General features: G+C 50.4%; 16 protein-coding genes. 12 read left to right on the top strand and 4 right to left on the bottom strand.

Features of this window, described 5'->3' with window-relative positions:
- Positions 1 to 57: 57 nt before the first annotated feature.
- Positions 58 to 1,140 carry a peptidase associated/transthyretin-like domain-containing protein gene (locus BMW55_RS04190; protein WP_089965667.1) on the bottom strand — a complete coding sequence of 361 codons (1,083 nt, stop codon included), beginning with the start codon at positions 1,138 to 1,140 and terminating at the stop codon, positions 58 to 60.
- Between the two features lie 142 nt (positions 1,141 to 1,282).
- Between BMW55_RS04190 and BMW55_RS04185 the strand changes: the two genes are divergently transcribed.
- Positions 1,283 to 1,918 (top strand): hypothetical protein, encoded by a 636-nt coding sequence (locus BMW55_RS04185; RefSeq protein ID WP_089965665.1) that lies wholly within the window; start codon positions 1,283 to 1,285, stop codon positions 1,916 to 1,918.
- Positions 1,919 to 1,968: 50 nt separating this feature from the next.
- Here the strand turns inward: BMW55_RS04185 and BMW55_RS04180 are convergent, their stop codons facing one another.
- A complete protein-coding gene (locus tag BMW55_RS04180; RefSeq protein ID WP_089965664.1) occupies positions 1,969 to 3,312 on the bottom strand; it encodes a tetratricopeptide repeat protein in 1,344 nt (447 codons plus the stop codon).
- A 452-nt stretch (positions 3,313 to 3,764) separates the two neighbouring features.
- Here BMW55_RS04180 and BMW55_RS04175 point away from each other — a divergent pair, with 452 nt between their 5' ends.
- The 6 genes from BMW55_RS04175 to BMW55_RS04150 all read left to right on the top strand — a co-directional run bounded on the left by BMW55_RS04175 (position 3,765) and on the right by BMW55_RS04150 (position 11,560).
- Positions 3,765 to 5,420: a transglutaminase domain-containing protein gene (locus BMW55_RS04175; protein WP_170839733.1), complete on the top strand. Its 1,656-nt coding sequence runs from the start codon at positions 3,765 to 3,767 to the stop codon at positions 5,418 to 5,420.
- A gap of 584 nt (positions 5,421 to 6,004) precedes the next feature.
- Positions 6,005 to 6,388 carry a DUF3951 domain-containing protein gene (locus tag BMW55_RS19915; RefSeq protein ID WP_089965661.1) on the top strand — a complete coding sequence of 128 codons (384 nt, stop codon included), beginning with the start codon at positions 6,005 to 6,007 and terminating at the stop codon, positions 6,386 to 6,388.
- 331 nt (positions 6,389 to 6,719) lie between these two features.
- Positions 6,720 to 7,487 (top strand): TatD family hydrolase, encoded by a 768-nt coding sequence (locus BMW55_RS04165; RefSeq protein ID WP_089965659.1) that lies wholly within the window; start codon positions 6,720 to 6,722, stop codon positions 7,485 to 7,487.
- A 265-nt stretch (positions 7,488 to 7,752) separates the two neighbouring features.
- Entirely contained in the window at positions 7,753 to 8,679 is a 927-nt protein-coding gene (locus tag BMW55_RS04160) for an RluA family pseudouridine synthase (RefSeq protein WP_170839732.1), read from the top strand.
- Positions 8,680 to 8,995: 316 nt separating this feature from the next.
- Complete coding sequence (locus BMW55_RS04155; protein WP_089965656.1) at positions 8,996 to 10,642, top strand: esterase/lipase family protein; 1,647 nt, start codon at positions 8,996 to 8,998, stop codon at positions 10,640 to 10,642.
- Positions 10,643 to 10,792: 150 nt separating this feature from the next.
- Positions 10,793 to 11,560 (top strand): SDR family oxidoreductase, encoded by a 768-nt coding sequence (locus BMW55_RS04150; RefSeq protein ID WP_089965655.1) that lies wholly within the window; start codon positions 10,793 to 10,795, stop codon positions 11,558 to 11,560.
- Positions 11,561 to 11,655: 95 nt separating this feature from the next.
- Here the strand turns inward: BMW55_RS04150 and BMW55_RS19230 are convergent, their stop codons facing one another.
- Positions 11,656 to 11,826 (bottom strand): hypothetical protein, encoded by a 171-nt coding sequence (locus BMW55_RS19230; protein WP_170839731.1) that lies wholly within the window; start codon positions 11,824 to 11,826, stop codon positions 11,656 to 11,658.
- 159 nt (positions 11,827 to 11,985) lie between these two features.
- On the opposite strand from BMW55_RS19230, the gene BMW55_RS19800 reads away from it, so the two are divergent.
- The 3 genes from BMW55_RS19800 (at position 11,986) to BMW55_RS04135 (ending at position 16,485) form a co-directional block, all read left to right on the top strand.
- Positions 11,986 to 14,658, top strand: coding sequence for a transglycosylase domain-containing protein (locus BMW55_RS19800; protein ID WP_089965653.1), 2,673 nt, complete (start codon positions 11,986 to 11,988; stop codon positions 14,656 to 14,658).
- Between the two features lie 140 nt (positions 14,659 to 14,798).
- Positions 14,799 to 15,839 carry a YkvI family membrane protein gene (locus tag BMW55_RS04140; RefSeq protein WP_089965651.1) on the top strand — a complete coding sequence of 347 codons (1,041 nt, stop codon included), beginning with the start codon at positions 14,799 to 14,801 and terminating at the stop codon, positions 15,837 to 15,839.
- A gap of 79 nt (positions 15,840 to 15,918) precedes the next feature.
- Positions 15,919 to 16,485: a glycerol-3-phosphate acyltransferase gene (locus BMW55_RS04135; RefSeq protein ID WP_089965649.1), complete on the top strand. Its 567-nt coding sequence runs from the start codon at positions 15,919 to 15,921 to the stop codon at positions 16,483 to 16,485.
- Positions 16,486 to 16,523: 38 nt separating this feature from the next.
- On the opposite strand, the gene BMW55_RS04130 is transcribed toward BMW55_RS04135, so the two are convergent.
- Entirely contained in the window at positions 16,524 to 17,315 is a 792-nt protein-coding gene (locus BMW55_RS04130) for a DUF2797 domain-containing protein (RefSeq protein ID WP_089965647.1), read from the bottom strand.
- Between the two features lie 510 nt (positions 17,316 to 17,825).
- On the opposite strand from BMW55_RS04130, the gene BMW55_RS04125 reads away from it, so the two are divergent.
- Both BMW55_RS04125 and BMW55_RS04120 read left to right on the top strand, forming a co-directional pair.
- The gene (locus BMW55_RS04125; RefSeq protein WP_089965646.1) at positions 17,826 to 18,428 is read left to right on the top strand and encodes a DUF5819 family protein; all 603 of its coding nucleotides are present in this window, start codon (positions 17,826 to 17,828) and stop codon (positions 18,426 to 18,428) included.
- Positions 18,425 to 19,399, top strand: a complete 975-nt coding sequence (locus BMW55_RS04120) for an HTTM domain-containing protein (protein WP_089965644.1) — start codon at positions 18,425 to 18,427, stop codon at positions 19,397 to 19,399. Before BMW55_RS04125 ends, BMW55_RS04120 begins: the two co-directional genes overlap by 4 nt.
- Position 19,400: the final 1 nt, after the last annotated feature.

Here is a 19,400-nt window from a genome sequence, read left to right as displayed (position 1 = left end):
GCGTCCGGTTCTGCCAATAGCGTCTCATCTGTGTGTGAGACCATCTCCCGCCCGGGATCAATGGGTGTGCAATTCCTCGGTATGCCCGATACCGTTAAACCAGGAACAGTTCCAGTGACCATCGCTTTTTTGCATTCCGTCGCAATAGATATTTTGATAGCTGTCTAACGCGTCCATCGCACTATTAATAGACTCCAGCACGCAGTAATGGCTCATTTTGTATGAATCAATCAAGCCGAGAGAGGCGTCATAGATGAACCCGAGTCCGATGGATCGGGTACAATCCGAGTCGTTGGCCGGAAACATCCAGGTATTGGACAGCCAGTTTTCTGTGGCGTTGGGATCAAAGGGTTTCTTTCCGTCGGGTGATTCATATGCGCTTGCTTTATTACAACTCACGATATTTTTCGGTTCCCCTTTGCTGGGATCGGAAACAATTCTCATGGTGCCATCATTTAATACGTCCGCTCCATCTTCCCCCTTGCCCGTCCCGACAAATGTGTTATAGGGCAGCTGGGGATAAGTCGCCACATCCTGGGTGGTTACGTGATCATGGGAAGCATGGGAATGGGACTTCATGGCGGCGCTCATCCGGTTGCTGTTGACAAACCATTGTTTATCATAGATCTGGAGATCGATATCCATTCTGGGATGGCCTCTCTCTACCACAACCTCAAATTCGCGAAGCTTTTTCCCGTTTTCGGAAATAATCACTTTATGTTTGCCCAGCGGCACATGGGGAAGCGTGTATTTCCCTTTATGGTTCGCTCTGGTTTTCTGATCTCCCACCTGAATCTCCACTTGGGGAAGGGGGACTTTCAAATCAGCCGAGCCGTCAGGGTGATCCTTGAACAGTTTTTTTGAATGAATCTTTTTCAGTTCGTTCAATTGTTTCTTAATTTTCTTTTGTTCTTCTTTGGGTGCTTTCTCCAGTTTGGCTTCCAGGTCTTCTTTTGCCATCGCGACCACATCATCAAACCATTTTTTGGCGGGCGCGGCATTTTCTTTGTCAAATTCAATCGTCGTGTGGACTGTTCCCGTAAGTGCTGTCTTGTTCGCTGCGTAGACCGGTTCATAGATGGCTGCGCTCAGAGGCAGGAGTAATGACAGCAGAGCTAAAAACTTTCCTAAGTTTTTCATGGTCACCCTCCGGAAAATGAAAGATTACCTACAATTGGATTTTACAATGATATAAATATTTAGTCAATTATAATTTTTTCTATTTGTTTTCTGCTTTGTAGTATGATAGGAGAAGCAGGAATGGGCGAAGGGAGGACCGTCCGTGAAACAAAGAACAAAACATGTAGGAATCACCATCCTGGGCGTGTGTTTGATCAGTTTGTTATTGATCTTGAGCCTGTTTGTTGTCAAACGCTTTTTTTTGCCTGAAATCACCTTTGACGGGAGGACCATCTTTTATGAAGGGCGCCAGTATACCGTCCATCCTGATCTGGAATTGGACCGTTCAAAAGCCGGGGAAGCAGTGGGGGACAGCGGTCTTGTGATCCAAAGCATTCAAGGGTATCCGCAAGAACAGTGGTTAACCATTTGCCACGGGCATGGTCCGGCTTGTACCGTCTATATTGAAAAAAGCGTCGGCACCATCGACCTGAACCGGTTTTCACCCAGTGAAATGGCGGTGAAAGAGACACTGAGTGAGAAAAAACCGGCCACGATCCGCGACCCGAAGCTGATCAGCCAATTGGTTGAAGTGATGACAAAAGCGCCGCCGACGAAGTTCCCTAAAGATTATAAAGTTAAAAAAACCATTCAGATTCAACTAAAATCCACTCGCTTCAAACATCTGACCTATGTGCTGCTATATCTGGAAGATCAGGCAGGTCATCGTTATCTCCGCGGTGAGAAGCTGGTTGAGATCAGAGACACCCCCGAATGGATCAAAAAAATTTCTTCATGATGCCGAAGAGAAAAAACAACCCGGCAGGCTTCGCGGGTTGTTTTTGAACATTACAGATTGCTTCGGGTCGGCAGTGTGGCGTCAAATTCGGTGGTGTAAATCATCTGTTTATAATTCCGGGCTGCTTTGGCGAGATAAGGAAAGGCTTCGCGCTCTTGACCCTGGGAGAGGAGAAATTCGCCCAGTACATGCGCGGTACTGGCCACTTTCTCCGGGAGGTTGAGCGATTCAAAAATGGAGATCGCCTCCATATATAAGCGCTGAAAAGAGGCGTGATCGCCCTGGGCGTAACGGATCTGCCCCAGGTAGACGGAGCATTCGGCCGTTTGCCGGGGATGTTCGCGGCATAAGTTGATCGCTTGTGTGATATGTGACTCGGCCTTGCTGAAGTCTCCTTTCCTGATATAGACCAAGCCCATGATTTTGTGGAAAATTCCCGCTTCCCAATCGGGCAGCTTTTCATCGTGAACCTGAAGAGAGAGATGCAGATAGTGAATGGATCGGTCGAAATCGCCCAGCTTCAGATAGCAGATCGCCATCTCATGATAAGCCTGGCACATAAAGCTGTTGGAGAAGTGAAACTGTTTGCAGATGCGAATGACCCGTTCAAAATAGCCGATCGCTTCATCATACTCCCGCGTCCGGGTGTATCCCGATCCGATGATGTTCAGATAACTGCATACTTCCAGCCAGCGATCATTATGCATCATGATGTGCAGGGCTTTTTCCATGTAAACGATGCTGAGAGCGGGATTGGACAAGAGTAAGTAGGTTTTGCCGATATTGCTGTATATGTAACCTTTTTCAATCTCATCACTGATTTTGGGAAGCAGCTTCAACGCTTGTTTATAGTACTTTAATGCATAATCGTATCTCGATTTCAGGTATTCAATATTGCCTTTGATGCGGAAATATTTGACGGCCAAAGAGGGTTCATCGACATAACTGTCCCACTTCGCTTCAAAGGCTTCCAACAGGGGGTAAAACTTCTCTTCGTTGTAATTGATCACCCACAGATTGATTTCCAGAAGGTCAATTTCCATCAGGATCTTGGGATCGGCGATATATCGGGCGAGCAGCTTCAGTTGTTTCATTTTCCGCTCGGCTTCTTCATATCCGGCATAAGTGAGGGCCGATTGTACCTCGTTGATCAGTTTTCTGGCTTCCTCCAACGTGCCGTGGTCCGTGATGCCCATTAAGCGTTCGACACTCGTCTGCAAGCGTTCGGCCAGCAATTTCAATATATCCATACCGGGAGTCGCTTTTCCGTTTTCGATCAAGCTGAGATAAGGAACAGAAATAATGCCTTCAGCCAAACGGGACTGCGTCATTTTCAGTTCCTTCCGCCGCCTGCGGATATTTGTGTCAAGACCGATCTTGATCTCCTCCTTCACTTCATGACGATTTCTATATATTAGAATTCAAGGTTTATAATAGGAAATAACTTGTACTATTTAAAAAATTTAAGTCGGGTAAAGGGGATTTGCCTGGATTTTCGCCTTCAATTTTGTCGAATCTTGTCGAATTTTTAAAAACATAAAGTAGATAAAGTGGTGTATGATTATAATAACTTGCAAGTCATGATGCAAGCAGGTTTAGTTCTGTTTTGGTCTTTTGTTTTGGTCTTTGGTCCACTTTTTCGGGATTGCTTGGCACAGGCGGTCCCCTTTTTTTTGCGGAAATTTAAAGGAAATGACCCTGGTGCCGGGGAATGAAAAATAGAAGCACTTGGAAAAAAATCAAAAAAGTTCTCCACATCAAGAATTATACATCAAATGAAGGATGTTGGTTGAAAGGCAGAATAAAAATGAAAAGGAAATGGTTGACTGTCAGTGGAGCATTATTTATGCTCAGTTTTGTTTTGTACTCCTGTGATGAAGCACTCAAGCCGGGGACGGTGGCCGTACAGTCTCCGGAGGGAACGTCATGGGGCCAGAAGCTAAACGGGAACGTCGGGCGGTTTTTTTCCGAACAGATTCAGCTGGAGCCATACGCGCAAAAAGTGGGCGGTTCCCTTACCACCCCCCGGTTCACCGAATTAGCCGTGAAGGGGACGGTGCAGGTTTCCGGGACAGTGCGGGAATACCGTCAACTGAGCTCTCCGTTTGTGTGGATTCAAGTTGATTTTCTCGGGAAGGGTGAACCGGCTCTCCCTGCTTCTTTTCATTACTATGTTCCGCTCCGGCAGGGGCGGTTCAGTGAACAAATCCGTCTGTTTTCCGGCCAAGGGGCCTACAAGGTGATGATTCGCTTGCCGGGCAAGTCCAAAGACAAGTATTATTATCCGTTTGCCGCTTTTAAGGTGTTCAACCAGAGCGGGTCGGTTGTGCGGGATATCGCGTACAGTGTGGCCGCGATGAGAGCAGGTCTCTCCGTCTCCTCCCCCTTGACCGGTTATACCGTGAATCGGGAATCGATCCGGCTCGCCGGCCGATGGAACCAAAAATCCGGTCCGCAAAAGCTCCTGATTCAGGAACGTAAAGGAGAAAAGGTCTGGAAAAGAGTTATCCCTGTTAAGAACCTTCGGTTTGAAGAATCACTCCCTCTCCTGTTCGGAAAAGGCATTCATGAGTTTCAGGTGATGGTCCCTGATGAGCAGCGGGAAGGCTATTATATCGACGGGGCCACGTTTTATGTGAACAACACTTCCGAACAAGAGCGGATGCCCGTTCAATACACCGATCTTTATCAGAAACGGGGGATTCGGCTGACCTCCCCTCTTGCCGGAGGGCATGAAGTCGGCACGAGTATCAGGGTTTCCGGACGGATCGATCCTGATGGTGAATATGCCCGGCAAACCGACCATCTCATCGTTCAAACGACGAAGGGGAAGGTGAAAGCCACTTATTTTATTCCGGTCAAAGGGTACCGTTTTGACAGCAGGATCTGGATGCGTTTCGGGCCGGGAAAGTACTGGGTAACGGTTTATGTACCGGAAGTGACCAAGGAAAAGCGCGATTTTTTCCGCTTTTACACAGTGGCCAATTTGCAGGTTGAGAGCAGGAGCCGAGCCGACCTGCGCGACTTGCTGCCATCCCGCGGGGTGGAGTCGAACCATCCGGCCATCCGGGAATTAGCCCGTAAAATAACCGCCGGGAAAACGACGGACAAGGAGAAGGCCAAAGCGGTTTACCGGTATGTGGCGCAGAACATGGAGTACGATATGGAAAAATTCAGGAGAAATACGTTTGCCTGGGATGACAGCGCCTTAAAAGCCATGCGGACAAAAAAGGGTGTCTGCCAGGATTTTGCCTTTCTCTCCATCGCGTTGCTCCGCTCCATGGAGATTCCGGCCCGTTTTGTTGAAGGGGAAGCCGGCGGGCAGCGGCATGCCTGGGTGGAGGCTCGAATCGGCGGCGATTGGCTGATCATGGATCCCACGTGGGGATCTGGATACATCACTACTGAAGGCCGGTTCGTCAAAAAATATGATCCTTCCTATTTCAATCCTTCCCCCCAAACATTTGCCCGGACCCACAAGCGGAACGGGGTTCTGTACTAGGGGCATCCAGCTTACAAAAAGGCTGGATGCGAATGCCTGCTAAATGTAACGGATTGCCGAACATCTGAATTTACACGCTGAAACATCCGGGGTTACCGGATTGCTCCCTGATCTAAGATTCGGTGATCCAGATGAAATGCTTGAGTTTTTATAGATGGTATCACACCCGGGAAGAAGATCAAGCACATGAGACATAGAGCGGATCCCGCATCATGCACAACGGTCTTCGAGGTGACCGGCAGAACCCGCGGGGCCGAAGAATGAAACGAAGCACTCCGTTTATCCAGCGGAGTGCTTTTCCTTGTTTCTGAACATTTTCCGGGACTCAGCGTATTTCTTTTCGGCCAATCCCGTTCACCAGTGGGGATTTGTCATTATATAAAGATTAACGTGATTAATCCTACATTCCGAATAATGAAAAAAATAGTCGAAATAGAAATATTATCATGATAATTTTAAAGTAGAACCCTCAGGAAAATAGAAAGTGGGGACATGGATGGAGTTATTGATCTTTTTTGTTATTTTGGTTGTGGTGGCAGCCTTTGGCGGTTTGTCCATGAAGGATCATCCACGAGGGAGAAGGCGTGGTAAACGCCGAAGTGAAAGCGATGGAGGTGGAAGCAGTTGCTCTGGAAACTGCAGCAGTTGCAGCAGCGGTTGCAGCGGCGGAGGAGGATGCAGCGGGGGAAGCAGCTGAAAGTCAACATGTTCTGAATGACAAATGTGGGGGGGATCATGGGCGAGCCATGAATAGCGGGCATTTTGAAATGTGGATGGCTATGTATACGACGATCCTCATGGTTGCGTTTACAATGTTTCTCCTCTTTGCCTTTGGGATCATCATTTACAAACGATTCATTCAAAGAAAGGCAGTAAGCGTGAGTTATACGCCTTTCGATTATATCACAGGTCAAAAATCGAAAGAGTTTCATAATGATCATGAGGAAAATGAAGAGAGTACGCAATAGTTAGCCTGAAGAGGATGGTTGAAACCATCCTTTTTTTGCTGGATGAGCTCTGGCAGTACCATTTTTACTGAAACATTTGCGAACGTTTGGAGTTGGTCATTTGGCTGCCTGATTTTCATGCTGGTTGATCGTTCAGAAGGTGATAGAATGTGAATCAGATGGAAGGTCAGGAAATAACATCGACGATTCATCCAGAATCAGCAAAAACAACCGGAAACACAGAGAAAACGGTTCCATCCATTCCGTTTTCTATTTGCCCACTCCTGTACGATCGCTTGGAGTGAATCCGGCTTGGCAGGGAAATGGAGCAACTTTATGCTGGAGGGAAAAAATGCTTCTTTTTGATGCCCATATCCATTTGGAACAGTATGGGGAGGAAGAGGCAGCCGCTTTTTGCCGGGACTCCCGGGTCTACGGTCTGATCGCCGTCTCCATGGACCTGGTTTCTTCCCGGCGCACACTGGCTTTAAAACGCCGCTTCCCCCAAAAAGTGTTCGCTGCATGCGGCTTTCATCCGGAACAAAAACCGGTTGAGATCGGCCCGCTGGTCGAATGGATTCGCCAGAATGAGGCGGAAATTGACGCGATCGGTGAAATCGGCCTGCCCTATTATCTGCGGCAAAAAGCGAGGGAAAGCGGGCAGCCTTTTGATGAGAGAAATCATCTCCACATTCTGCGCACCCTGCTGTGTCTCGCCAAAGAACTGAAAAAACCGGTGATCTTGCACGCGGTCTACGAAGATACGGCCCGGGTCTGCGATCTGCTGGAAGAGTACGGAATCGATCAAGCCCATTTTCACTGGATCAAAACCGATTCAGTCACGTTGGAACGGATGGCCCGGGCGGGGTACATGGTGTCATTTACCCCTGAAATCGTTTACCGCCAAAAAACCGCAAACATCGCCGCTGCCTATCCCCTGTCACTCATCATGGCGGAGACGGATGGCCCCTGGCCGTTTGCGGGCCCTTTTTCAGGGATGCGGACAACTCCGTTCCTCCTGCATGCCGTGATCGAGCGGATCGCCGCCTTGCACAAGATGGACAGCGATCAGGCGGCCGAGCAGCTTTTGCAAAATACGATCCGGTTTATTCAAGGTTGAATGCTCGCAAAGAGGCTCTTTGAAAGTTCATCTGGACCGCACAGAAGGATACAGAGTTGCTGATCGATGAACCGTGGGATATCTTAAAGATACTATGGGATGGTGCAGCCGGAATTCGGAATTAGAATGAATGGAGAACCATATGGCAAGACGTATTTGATGTATGCGATTGTAAACGGGACTGCTTTCCGTCCACAGTAACGCATGTGCAGTGATCGTGGAATCGCAGACTACGGGATAAATGTTGTTCAGATTGAGGTGTTTCATGGACAAACAGACAACCTTTTATCATCAGGTGACGGCGGAAGAAGACGGGAAAATGCTGCACCAGGTATTGAAAAACCGCTTCCGCTTCTCACGAAGGATGATGAGCAGGCTGAGGCTGAACCGTTTGGTGACGGTAAACGGGGAAACGATCTATTTTACCGCCCGCGTTTCCCAGGGAGACCAGATTCTGATCCGCCTGCCCGGGGATGAGACGGATCATATTCCGCCGCAGGAGATCGATTTCACTGTCGTCTACGAAGATGAAGATCTCATCGTCATCGATAAACCGCCCGGTTTGGTGGTTCACCCGACGCGCGGATATCCGGACGGTACACTGGCCAACGGTTTGATGCACTATTGGGCCAAGCGGGGTGAAGCCCACAAAGTTCGTCCGGTGACCCGTCTGGATAAAGATACTTCGGGATTGATGGTGGTTGGCAAGCATGCCTATGCCCACGCCTATCTCGCGGAACAGATGGCCGAGAAACGATACCAGCGGGCTTATCTGGCCGTGGTTCATCATCAGATGGAACGGGATCGGGGAACGATCGACAAAGCGATCGCCATCGACCCGGAACAAAAGGTCTATCGCTCGGTCACGGAAGAAGAGGGCGGTTATCCGGCCATCACGCATTTTGAAGTGGTGGAGCGCTATCCGCGGGCCACACTGGTGCGGCTCATGCTGGAAACGGGACGAACCCACCAGATCCGTATCCATCTTTCGTCGATCGGACATCCCATTATCGGGGATGATATGTACGGCATCAAGGAAGAGCAGCCTTTTATCTCCCGCCAAGCCCTGCACGCCACTTACCTGCGCCTCTTTCATCCCCGCCTCCGGGTATGGAAGGAATGGGAATCTCCTCTTCCTTCGGATATGCAAAATTTAATTGCCAAATTAAAAACAGAAACCATTCAGCCTTAATGCCTGGTTTTGAACAGATCAACTGTGGACACATCGTCCACGGTTTTTCTTTTGAAGATCAAGCGTACACAGGCCTGGGATTCCGTTTCCGCATGGCTGCCGGTTCTTTCAGGGATTTCCGGTTTATCCTTGGGTTTTAACGGTTACGGTAGGGGGGTTAATCGATCGCGACAGGTCCGTTCCAAGTTTGATCTTTATTTTTTAATTGCAAAAACATCCGCAGAACAGGATTAACAAGACGAGCAGCGAAATCTATTATCAGAAAAGAATAAACCTTTTTTCATTTTTGCATATTTATATGGAAAGGAGAATGCTGATGCGATCGCCATGTCGTTATTTCCTGATTCTCCTGTTGTGTACGCTTCTTGCCGTGCCGATGGGAACGGCTGCTGAAGCGGATGCCAACAATGCGCAAGCTGCTAAGCTGACGGGGAGAATTTCCATGAGCCAACTCCCGCCCCCTTCCAACGACACCACCCCGGGCTCCTGGTTTCTGGGGGCAACTCCTCCCAACTATGATCCCAATAAACCACCCATTGTCTTTGTGCAAGGCATGAATGGAAGAGCCCAGGACTGGTGGGACGAAACGATGTATCACGGGTTGAACGACATGTATGAAAAAGCGTACAGCCATGGTTACCGCACTGCTTTTGTCCAATTATACGACGCTGCCGGCCAGGGATCTGCCAGCCAGTGGGATAATGGTCGTTTGCTCGCGTACATGTTGGAACAGATTTACCATCGTTTCGGTCAAAAAGTGAACATTGTCGCCCACAGCAAAGGAGGTCCGGATACCCAGGCAGCTTTGATTCATTACGGCGCCTACCGCTTTGTGGGGAAGGTCGTGACGCTCGGATCGCCTCACCATGGTTCTCACCTGGCCGATCTCGCCCACAGCTGGTATGCCGGATGGCTGGCGGAACTTCTGGGCATTCAAAGCCCGGGCACCTATTCCCTGCAAACCGGAGAAATGGCCAAGTTTCGTGAAGTGACAGACAGCCATGCCAACGTCGGCCAAAATGCCTACTATACCGCTGCTGGCACCAGCTGGGGTCCCTTTCCGTCTGCTTTATGGACCGGAGGCCTCTATTTGTCCCCTCATGGTCCCAATGACGGGCTGGTCAATGAATGGAGTACCCGTCTGCGATACGGTTCCCATCTCTTTACCGATGATGTGGACCATGACATGATTCGCACAGGTTCCGCATCATTTTCCCGGATTGAACCGGTCCTGCGCACGTCCCGGGCGGCGGGAGCGGCTCCGAAGGCAATGGCCCCGCCATCGGAAGCTGTGGCCGTTCCCCAAGCGGATGAACAATATGTTTACGGTGCGGCGCTCCATGCCCGGCAAACGGTGGAACACCAGGTCCCGGTCGATTCATCCTCCAGAGAAGCCCTGTTTACCATCATGACCCGATCTCCCGATGCTGAAGTCATCCTCATTTCCCCTTCCGGCGGACATTATTCCAAAGCGGGCAAAGAATATCTGGCCGCGGTTGACCGGGGACTGTTTGCCGGTGCTTATGTCCAGGCCTTCCGGATCCAACAGCCCCAACGCGGGGTGTGGAAAGTGAGAATCACCAGCCCGCGGGACGATGCCTTTTTGCTCACCACCACGTTTGTCGGTTCTTCCACGCTGTCGGTCGACCTGCCGCTCACGAGCAAGCAAAAAGATTTTGCCTTTAAAGTGAAGTTGCGTAACCCTGCACATTTTGACCCGTCCTCTCTTCAAGTGCGGCTGAAAGGCGTGACTCCCCGGGAGAAAGCAGGCCGGCTGACGAATTCGGCCCGATTCCAGCAGCAATTAAAGATGGACAGCAAACAGTTGGGAGCATTTGTCGGGAAGATTTCCACCGGACTGAAACCGGGAGCATACAACCTGACCATCGAGATCAAAGGGAAAACCAAGCGAGGAGAGCCGTTTGCCCGCACGGTGGTAAGATCGGTTCATATTGACAACTGAAGACCACAGGTTGGAGATCCGGGTCACAGGCAAATCTGTGACCCGGAATTATTTTTCCCGGAACAGATGCCACCGACAAGAAGTGCTGAAGTAAGGGTCTCTTTTTAGTAAAATAGAAGAATCACGAATGAACGGAAGGATGAATCCACTATGTCTCAACCTGTTGCCTGGATCGTCGGCGGAGCGAAAGGGCTGGGGGTGATGATCGCCAAGGGGCTGGCCGAAGATGGGTACCGGATTGCTGTCAATTACCGGCACAGCCGGGAGGCGGCGGATACATTAAAGGAAGAGATCGAACAAGCAGGCGGGGAAGCGATGGTGATGCAAGGGGATGTGAGCCGGTTGGCTGATGTGAAGCGGATGGCCCGCGAAGTACTGGATCGATGGGGGAGGGTGGATGCGCTCGTCTGCACGGCCGGCCCGTTTACGTTCAAGCGGATTCCCACCATCGAGCTGGGGGATGAACTGTGGCGGGAAATGGTGGACGGGAACTTATCCAGTGTTTTTTACCTAGTCCGTGAAATCGTACCCGTCATGCGCCGGCAGGGAGGAGGACGGATCATTACCTTTGGCTTCCCGGAAGCGGAGCAGGCCCCGGCCTGGCAGGGTTATTCCGCTTATTCCGCAGCCAAGGCGGGGCTGGTCTCTTTCACCCGCACACTGGCCCTTGAGGAAGCGCCGCATGGAATTACAGTGAATATGGTTTATCCGGGCGATATCCGCGATCCCTACAAGGAAGCTCCCATTTCAGCGGCCCGCGGCAACCGGGATCCCCGGAACCCGGTCGGGCGGCCGGGCACCGGGGAGGATGTGGCCCGTGTCGTGCGGTTTCTGGTCCATCCGGATTCCGATTTTATCACCGGGGCGGTCATCCCCGTCACAGGGGGTTTTACAAATGACCGCTTTCATGTAAAATAGGCATAAGATTTATGTAATATTCCTGTAATAATTTTTTTGGCCCGATGAAAACGATTGGGCGCCATTTTGCGTTATAATGGATAGGTGTGTTTTGCTCAGGGCTTCAGTTGGCGGCGAAAGTACCAGCCCAGCCCGAACCAGAAACCGGAACCGATCAGGCCGGCCAGCAGGCCGATGCTTCCGACCGTCTTCCACAGGAAAAGGGAAGCGGCCAGTCCGACGAGTCCGGTCACATGGCATGCAAACACGGCAGCTTTGACATTCATCGCTCTCACCTCTCTACCAATATAGCACAGAAAAGGGAGAATGGACGAAGAGAAGGACAAAAGTTGACAGAAAGTCATCGATCTCGCCGAATAATATAGCAGTAATGGTTTAATTATTTATTTTTCCGGCAAGAACAAGTTTTTCAGGAGGTAAAATAAATGTCTCAATTTCAGAGGGACCGCTTCCGCAGTGAATACAGTCCCATGCCTCCCGCCACCCGCAGTCAGCGCGTAGGGTCCAGATCCCGTTCCGCGCGTATGGGCGGCCCGGGCGGCAAGAAACCGAAAAAAGGGCTTGCCAAGTTTTTTACATGGAAATGGCTCTTATTGGTGCTGCTGACATCCCTGTTGCTGGTGGTCGGGGGATGTTCAGCCATTATGTCGTACGGCGAACAGATAGATCTTGAAAAATTGAACAATATTAAGTCCTCATCGGAAATTTTGGATGCCCAGGGCAAGCCGATCGGAACCATCGGGGATTTTAAAAGGGAATACGTGAATTTGGAAGATGTTAAAAAAGTAAATCCAATGCTGCCGAAAGCATTCGTCAAAGTGGAGGATGTCCGCTTTTACGATCATAGCGGCGTCGACTTTAAAGCATTGGCCCGTGCTGTATGGGCGGTCATCGAATCCGGTGGAAAACCGACCCAGGGCGGGGGAACCATCACCATGCAGGTGGCCCGTAACGTGATTTTGGAAGATAACGATAAAAACATAACCCGGAAAATCAAGGAGATTGCCACCGCTTGGAATATAGAAAGAAAATATGAGAAAGATAAAATCTTGGAAGCTTACTTGAACTATATCTATTTTGGCAATGGCGTCAACGGAATCAAGATGGCTGCAAAGGTTTATTTTAACAAGGATATCACCAAAGATAAGCTAACCCCTGCTGAGATTGCGCTGTTGGCGGGTATGCCGCAGGCGCCGTCCCAGTATGATCCGTTTGGCAACGAGGAGCAGAAGAAAGCCGCCGAAGATCGGAGAGAGATCGTTCTGGATGAAATGGCGGAAGACAACGAAATGGAGCCGCTCATCAGTCAGGAAGAAGCGGATAAGGCCAAGAAGGAGCCTTTAACCACAACCCAAGCCGGTCTGAAGTACGCAAAGACCAATGATCAATTTGCCGCCTACAAGAAACTGGTGGTGGATGAGCTGCGTACGCGTTTCGGTATTGATGAGAACAAATTGCGCAACTATACCCTGAAAGTCGAGACGGGATTGAATCAGCAAGCACAGGCCGCAACCAACCGGGTCCTGGCCGATGACAAGTATTATAGAGGATATAAGCAATTGAATGCCGGAACGGCCACCATTGACCTGAAAACAGGGTTGATTGCGGCGATCGGCGGAGGCCGGAACTATCAAGTCGGGGGCCTCGTCAAAGGAGGATATGAATTCCGCCAGCCCGGTTCGTCGATTAAGCCGTTGACGGTGTATGCGCCTGCCATTGAAAAAGGGAATGGGGAAGTAAACGAGTACTACAAGGTTCCGGATGAAAAAATCACCATCGGCGGATGGACGCCGAGAAACGCCAGTGGCCAGTACTACGGCGAAGTGTCGATGGGCTATGTTGTGAAGAAGTCACTCAACGCCGGAACCGCCTGGCTGTTGAAGAACAAAGTGGGGCTGGATGATTCGTATAGCTATGCCACCGAAAAACTGGGCTTGCCTTTGACAGACAAGGATCAAAACTACCCGGCCCTGGCGTTGGGCGGATTGGACAAAGGGGTTACACCCCTGCAATTGGCCCGGGCATATACGTCACTCGCCCGCGATGGAGAGATGGTTCACGCCTATGCCATTAAGCGGGTGATCGATGTAAAGACAAACGAGGAAATCAAGCCCGAATCCGATAAGGAAATCAAGAAAAAGAAAGTATTCGAGCCAAAAACGGCCTGGTGGATGACGCGGATGCTGATCGATGTCGTGAAAGACCAGGACGGTACCGGTCACGATGCCCGTTTGGCCGGTGGCAGACCGGTAGCCGGAAAAACGGGGACCACGAACGAAAACAAAGTGGCCTGGTTTGCCGGGTATACGCCGGAATATGTCACAACCGTGATGGTGTATAACGAAAGCAGCGATGAATCCGACCGGGTAGAGGCGCTGTCGGGCGGAAAAATCCCGGCCCGCATTTTCAAAGCCATTATGGACGAAACGCTGGAAGGCCAACCGGTCAGTGAATTTAAGGCACCACCGGGTGTTCAGGACCCCACCCCGCCGTTCCAGCTTGAAAAGCCGCGTTTAAGCGGTCATTATGATGCAAACTCAAACACGGTATACCTCAGCTGGCAACAGCAGAGGGAGCGGGTCAAGTATGAGGTGTACCGCTCCGATGACGGCGGACAAACCTTCAACATGATCGGAGAAGCTCCCGGCGGAAGCACAGGATTCTCTGACAACAGTGTCCAGCCTCCGCAAGGTGGAGGAGATTTCTTCGATGGATTCTTCGGCGGCGGACAGGAAAAATCGTACATCTATAAAGTGGTCGCCGTTGATACGATGGCTGAAAACGGTGAGGAAGCGAAGAAAGAATCGGATCTCCTCCGAGTCACTGTCAAACCGAAAAAAGACGACAAAAAAGATGATGAAAACAAAGATCAAGGCCAGAATGGCCAGGACAATGAAGGCGACAATCAAGACTCCCGGGATGGGCAGCAGGGAGGAGACTTCGGAAATGACAATGACAACATAGGTAATCCAGGAGGAGACTTCGGCGATACCGGCGGAGATTCGACAGGTGATTCTTCCGGTGGTGATAACTCCGGTGATTCCTCCGGCGGCGGGAAGAAAAACGGGGGCGATACGGACGGTGGAGGGATCTTCTAAGTAAATCCCGTTAGCTTTTGACCAGCGAATTGCGATATTCGCTGGTCTTTTTTTGTGCTGAACTGCCGGTCGTGAATGTGTTCTAACCCTCCGCTTCTCCCCATAAACTAGTCCTAACAGATGGACAGGAGGGAGTGCGATTGAGAGAAAGGTGGGTGCTCGCCTGCCGGATCGGCTTTACTTATATCGGGACGGTGGTGGGCGCGGGGTTTGCCTCAGGGCAGGAGATTTTGCAATTTTTCACTCTTCAGGGAAAATACAGCCATTGGGGCATTTTGATGTCTACCTTTTTATTTGTCTGGTTGGGAACCCGGATGATGCTGTTGGGTCATCGCTTGAAGGCCCAGTCATACGAAGAGTTCAACCTCTACCTGTTCGGGGAGCGGTGGGGCAGATGGATGACCGCTTTTGTGGGCATCATTCTGTTTGGGGTCACCACGGCGATGATGTCCGGGACGGGAGCCTTGTTTGAGGAGCAACTGGGGTGGTCATTTCACCTGGGGGTGATCTTTACCGCATTTGTATCCTACTTGGTCATTATCCGGGGGATGGAGGGGATTTTATCCGTCAACTCTCTGGTGGTTCCGCTCATGTTTTTGTTTACGGCGCTGGTGGCGATTCACGGATGGAAAACGGGGGATATGGCGTCGCTGAATGACATTCCTTCCCGGTTAAAAGAAAGCCACTGGTTACTGTCGGCCATCACTTATGTCGCTTTTAATTTGGCCATGTCCCAGGCGGTCCTGGTCCCGCTCGGAGGGGAAGTGAAAGATCCGGCGACGATCCGTTTGGGAGGCTGGATTGGAGGGATTGGACTGGGGATGATGCTCTTGGCCAGCAATTTTGCGATGCAGCTGCGCCTGGATGATCTGGCGGGGACGGAGATTCCGATGGCTTTTGTCATTCACGCATTGGGAGCAGGGATGAAGTACTTTTTTCTGACCGTGATGTGGGGAGAGATTTTTACCACCCTGATCGGCAATGTTTATGGCTTGGCGGCCAATTTGAGCCAGGTGGTTCCGTTTCGCCTGCAAACGATTATGGCACTAATCTTTCTGTTCGGCTATTTGTTTTCACTGATCGGCTTTCCGACTCTGGTCAGCTATTTATATCCCTTTTTCGGTTACTCGGGAATCATCCTCATTGTGCTCCTCGTCCTGCGCAGACTGCCAAGGCAGTAGATCTCAAGACCCAACCGCTCAAGGTAAAAGCGGTTGGGTACTCTGATCGGGAGATTTCTTAAAGCAGGGAAGTGGGAAAATGATCGTGCTGCTCACCATCGGAATGGCATACCTGATCGGCTCCATCCCCATCGAGTGGTGGGTGGTGCGTCACCGGCCTTCTTCTTTTGCCGCGCCTTCGCTCACGGCGCTTCATCGGCAACAAGTGGTGATTCTTCTGGTGATTGATCTTCTCAAAGGGATCATCGCAACGCTGATCGGTTTCCTCCTCGGGGGATGGTTGGCGGCCTGCCTGGCGGCGATTGCCGTTGTGACAGGCAGTATCTATTCCGTCTTTGGCGGATCGAACGGTGGAAAGGGATTGGCTGTGGCAGCGGGAACCATGCTGGTGCTCAGCCCGCTTCTGATGTTGATCGGGATCGTGATTTATCTGATCAGCCTGCTCTTGACCCGCTATCTGTTTGTCGCCACATGTTTGACCGTGGTTGCCGTCCTGCTGCTGGGTCTCGTACTGGTTTCCCACTTTTATGTATGGTTGGTCCTTTTATTCCTGGGAGTGATTGTGCTGTTCTCACAAAGACCCCATCGGAGGGGGTTTCGCAAAGGCCGGAAGCCTCCGTTTCGCTTCCGCAATCCTTTTGCTTAGGGATAGCCATGGGGTTATTGGAACAAAACGGGACGGGGTTATAGTTCAAACGCGATTTTGTAGCCGGTATGTTTGCGGACATGGAAGACTCCGGTGTCCATGATCAGGTATTGGGCTTTCATCCCGATCAGCTTCCCGTGGATCTCCGCTTCTTTGTCCAGACTCAACGAGTTCACTTTTTCCGGCACGGAGAGTTGGGGATAGCGGAATTCGTACAGCTCGGGTTCGGAAATCAGATAGGAACGGAAACCGGCAGGAAGCTTGTCCAGCAGCTCTGCTCTTGCCTCCATCAGATCGCGTCCGGATGTTTCGTTTTTCAACATCTTGCGCCAGTTGGTTTTATCCTTGATGAACCCGGACAGGTGCACTTCAATCTCCCCGGCTGTTTTGCGGTCCGGGACTTCCAGGAACGGGATGGCCCGCACCGCTCCCTGATCAATCCATCTTTTCATCATGTTCGATTTTCGGGTGATGCCCACTTTGATGTCGCTGCTTAACGCCAGGTAGACGATATGGGGCTGCATACACTGGTGCTCGCCAAATTGAGGGTCCCGGCAAGTACCCGCATGAAAGTGGCACAATTCGGGCTTGACGATGCACAAATCGTTTTCCGGAAGTTGAATAAAGCATTTATAGCAATATCCGTGATTGTAAGTCTTTTTTATTTTTTGTCCGCAATGACAACACGCTTTTTCATTGAGAAATGTAATTCGGATCGTTTTGCCGAGATGCTGGTTGAGCGCGATTTGCTGTTCATCCAGCCGGGCGTAGTAATCCACCGGGTCGGACGGGGTATGTACGAGCGGTCTGAGATAGCCGATCTGTGCCAATTTGAGGCCTCCTGACGTCTCTATGATTCTAGCATCTATTATAGCACGGGAAGCGGCCAGGAGTCGGGCTAAATCGTATGTCTGTGAAGGAGGGAGGATGGGTTGTTTTTGCCAGTATTCAAGGGGGTTTTTAGGTGTTAAAAAGCTTTGATAACTGAAATTTAGTTATAAAACAATCCGGTATGCAAAAGGAGAGTCATCCGGTTGAAAAAAATATGCCATCATGAAACAAAGTGGAGAAATCTAACGTTTATATATTACGAATAGCGAATCACATCGTCAGGCACGATTCCTTTTTTGGAAAAATCTTTAAGAGATTTATATAGATTACTTAAATTTTGCTATACCCTTAATATTGATATACATGTTTGCCCCCTTGAGCAAAAGGCTGGTGAAAGATCGCCGGTCTTTTTGCTTTTATACGGAAATGATTTGGCGGATTCTCTTATATCTTTTCTTTTTGTCGTTTAGTATACTTGGTGAAAAAGAAGTCCAATCTGTGAGGCGGTTATGTTAAGGAAAAAGCTGATCTTGGTTGTCTGCTCTTTGTTGGGCCTGTTTCTCTGTTTTCATTTTGCCATGGTGGCGGTACACTTATCTCCCCGCAACCCGTTCAAGGAAAGAATTTCAGCGGCGATCAACGGCTACATGAACCCCGTGTTCAAGCAAGGCTGGTATTTGTTTGCCCCCAATCCTGTGAATCGGCATGAATCCTTGCAGATAAAAGCAAGATATACGGATGCGGCCGGGAGACCGCGTGAAACGGACTGGTTGGACATCTCGAAACCGATGGTCAGGGAGATTCGGGCAAACCGCTTGTCTCCTAAGTCACGCCTGCTTGTATACGAATCGAAGTTGATTGACGGCTTTTTATCCGATGAGCCTGCCGCCCGTCGCAAAGCGGAAAAGAGGTTAGGTGCTTACGCTTCCTATTTATTACAAAAAAGGCTGAAAATCAAAGGCCACATCAGCGAAGTTCGCGTTCGCGTCGTGGTGAATAAGTTTCCCCGATTTAAAGAACGGCACCAGCCGGATTCCAAGGGCATCCTCTACTACCATTACACCTCATGGATTCCTTTCGGGTCTGTCGGGCAAAAGGGGGAGATTCCGTGAGCGATAAGTTTCTTTCCCTGCTCACCCGAAAACACGGGCTGATCGGACTGAGCATGACCCGGATCTTTTTTGGAATCGCCTTCTTGTATCAATTGGTTCCAAATTGGTCTCAGCGTTATTTGCTTTGGGGTCCGGCCGGCCTGGTTCCCTATGGGGAGTATAAAAAGTATGCCGCGGATCAAGGGCTTGTCACCTTGTTTGATCTCAGTTCTTCCCCCTGGCTGGTGGATGTCATGTTTTTAGGCGGAGTCGTGGTTGCTCTGGCTTACACGCTGGGTTATCGCACCTGGTTGACGGGATGCCTGCTGGCTGTTTTCGTTTGGTCATTTTATTATCGAAATGTCTATATTGTTCACGGCGGAGACACGGTCTTGCGCTTGCAACTCACTTATTTGCTGTTTGCTCATGTTGGCGCGCATTTTTCTCTGGACGCCCTCCGGAGGAAAAAGAAGGGGGATTCCGGGAACCGTGACCGGCTCTGGCATGATTTGGCGGCGGCTGTACACAACTTTGCCTGGCTGGCGGCAGTCATCCAATTGGCGTTCATCTATTTTGCGGCCGGAACTTACAAGATCCAAGGTTCAATGTGGCGAGACGGCACGGCCTTATATTACGCGAGCCGGGTGCAGGATTTCTATACACCCGGACTGGGTGAATGGTTGTGGCAGCATGACGTGGTTGTGGTCCTGCTCACCCATCTGACTGTCTTGTACCAGGTAGCGTTTCCTTTCTTGTTGCTCAATCGTTATACCAAGTATCTGGCACTCCTCACCGCTTTTCTCTTTCATGCGGGAATCGCTGTATTTATGGGATTGATTGATTTTTCGTGGATCATGATCGGATGTGAGTTTTTATTGTTGACAGACCGGGACTACCGGATGATTGCGGCGGGATGGAGACGTCTGACCAGCTGGATCGGGTCGGCATGGCAAAGGCTTCGGGAGGAAGGCGGACGCAGGCTGAAAGCTTGAT

Origin of the sequence: Lihuaxuella thermophila (assembly GCF_900110165.1) — a bacterium.
Classification (GTDB): Bacteria; Bacillota; Bacilli; order Thermoactinomycetales; family Thermoactinomycetaceae; genus Lihuaxuella; species Lihuaxuella thermophila.
This window is presented reverse-complemented; position numbering and strand designations above follow the sequence as displayed.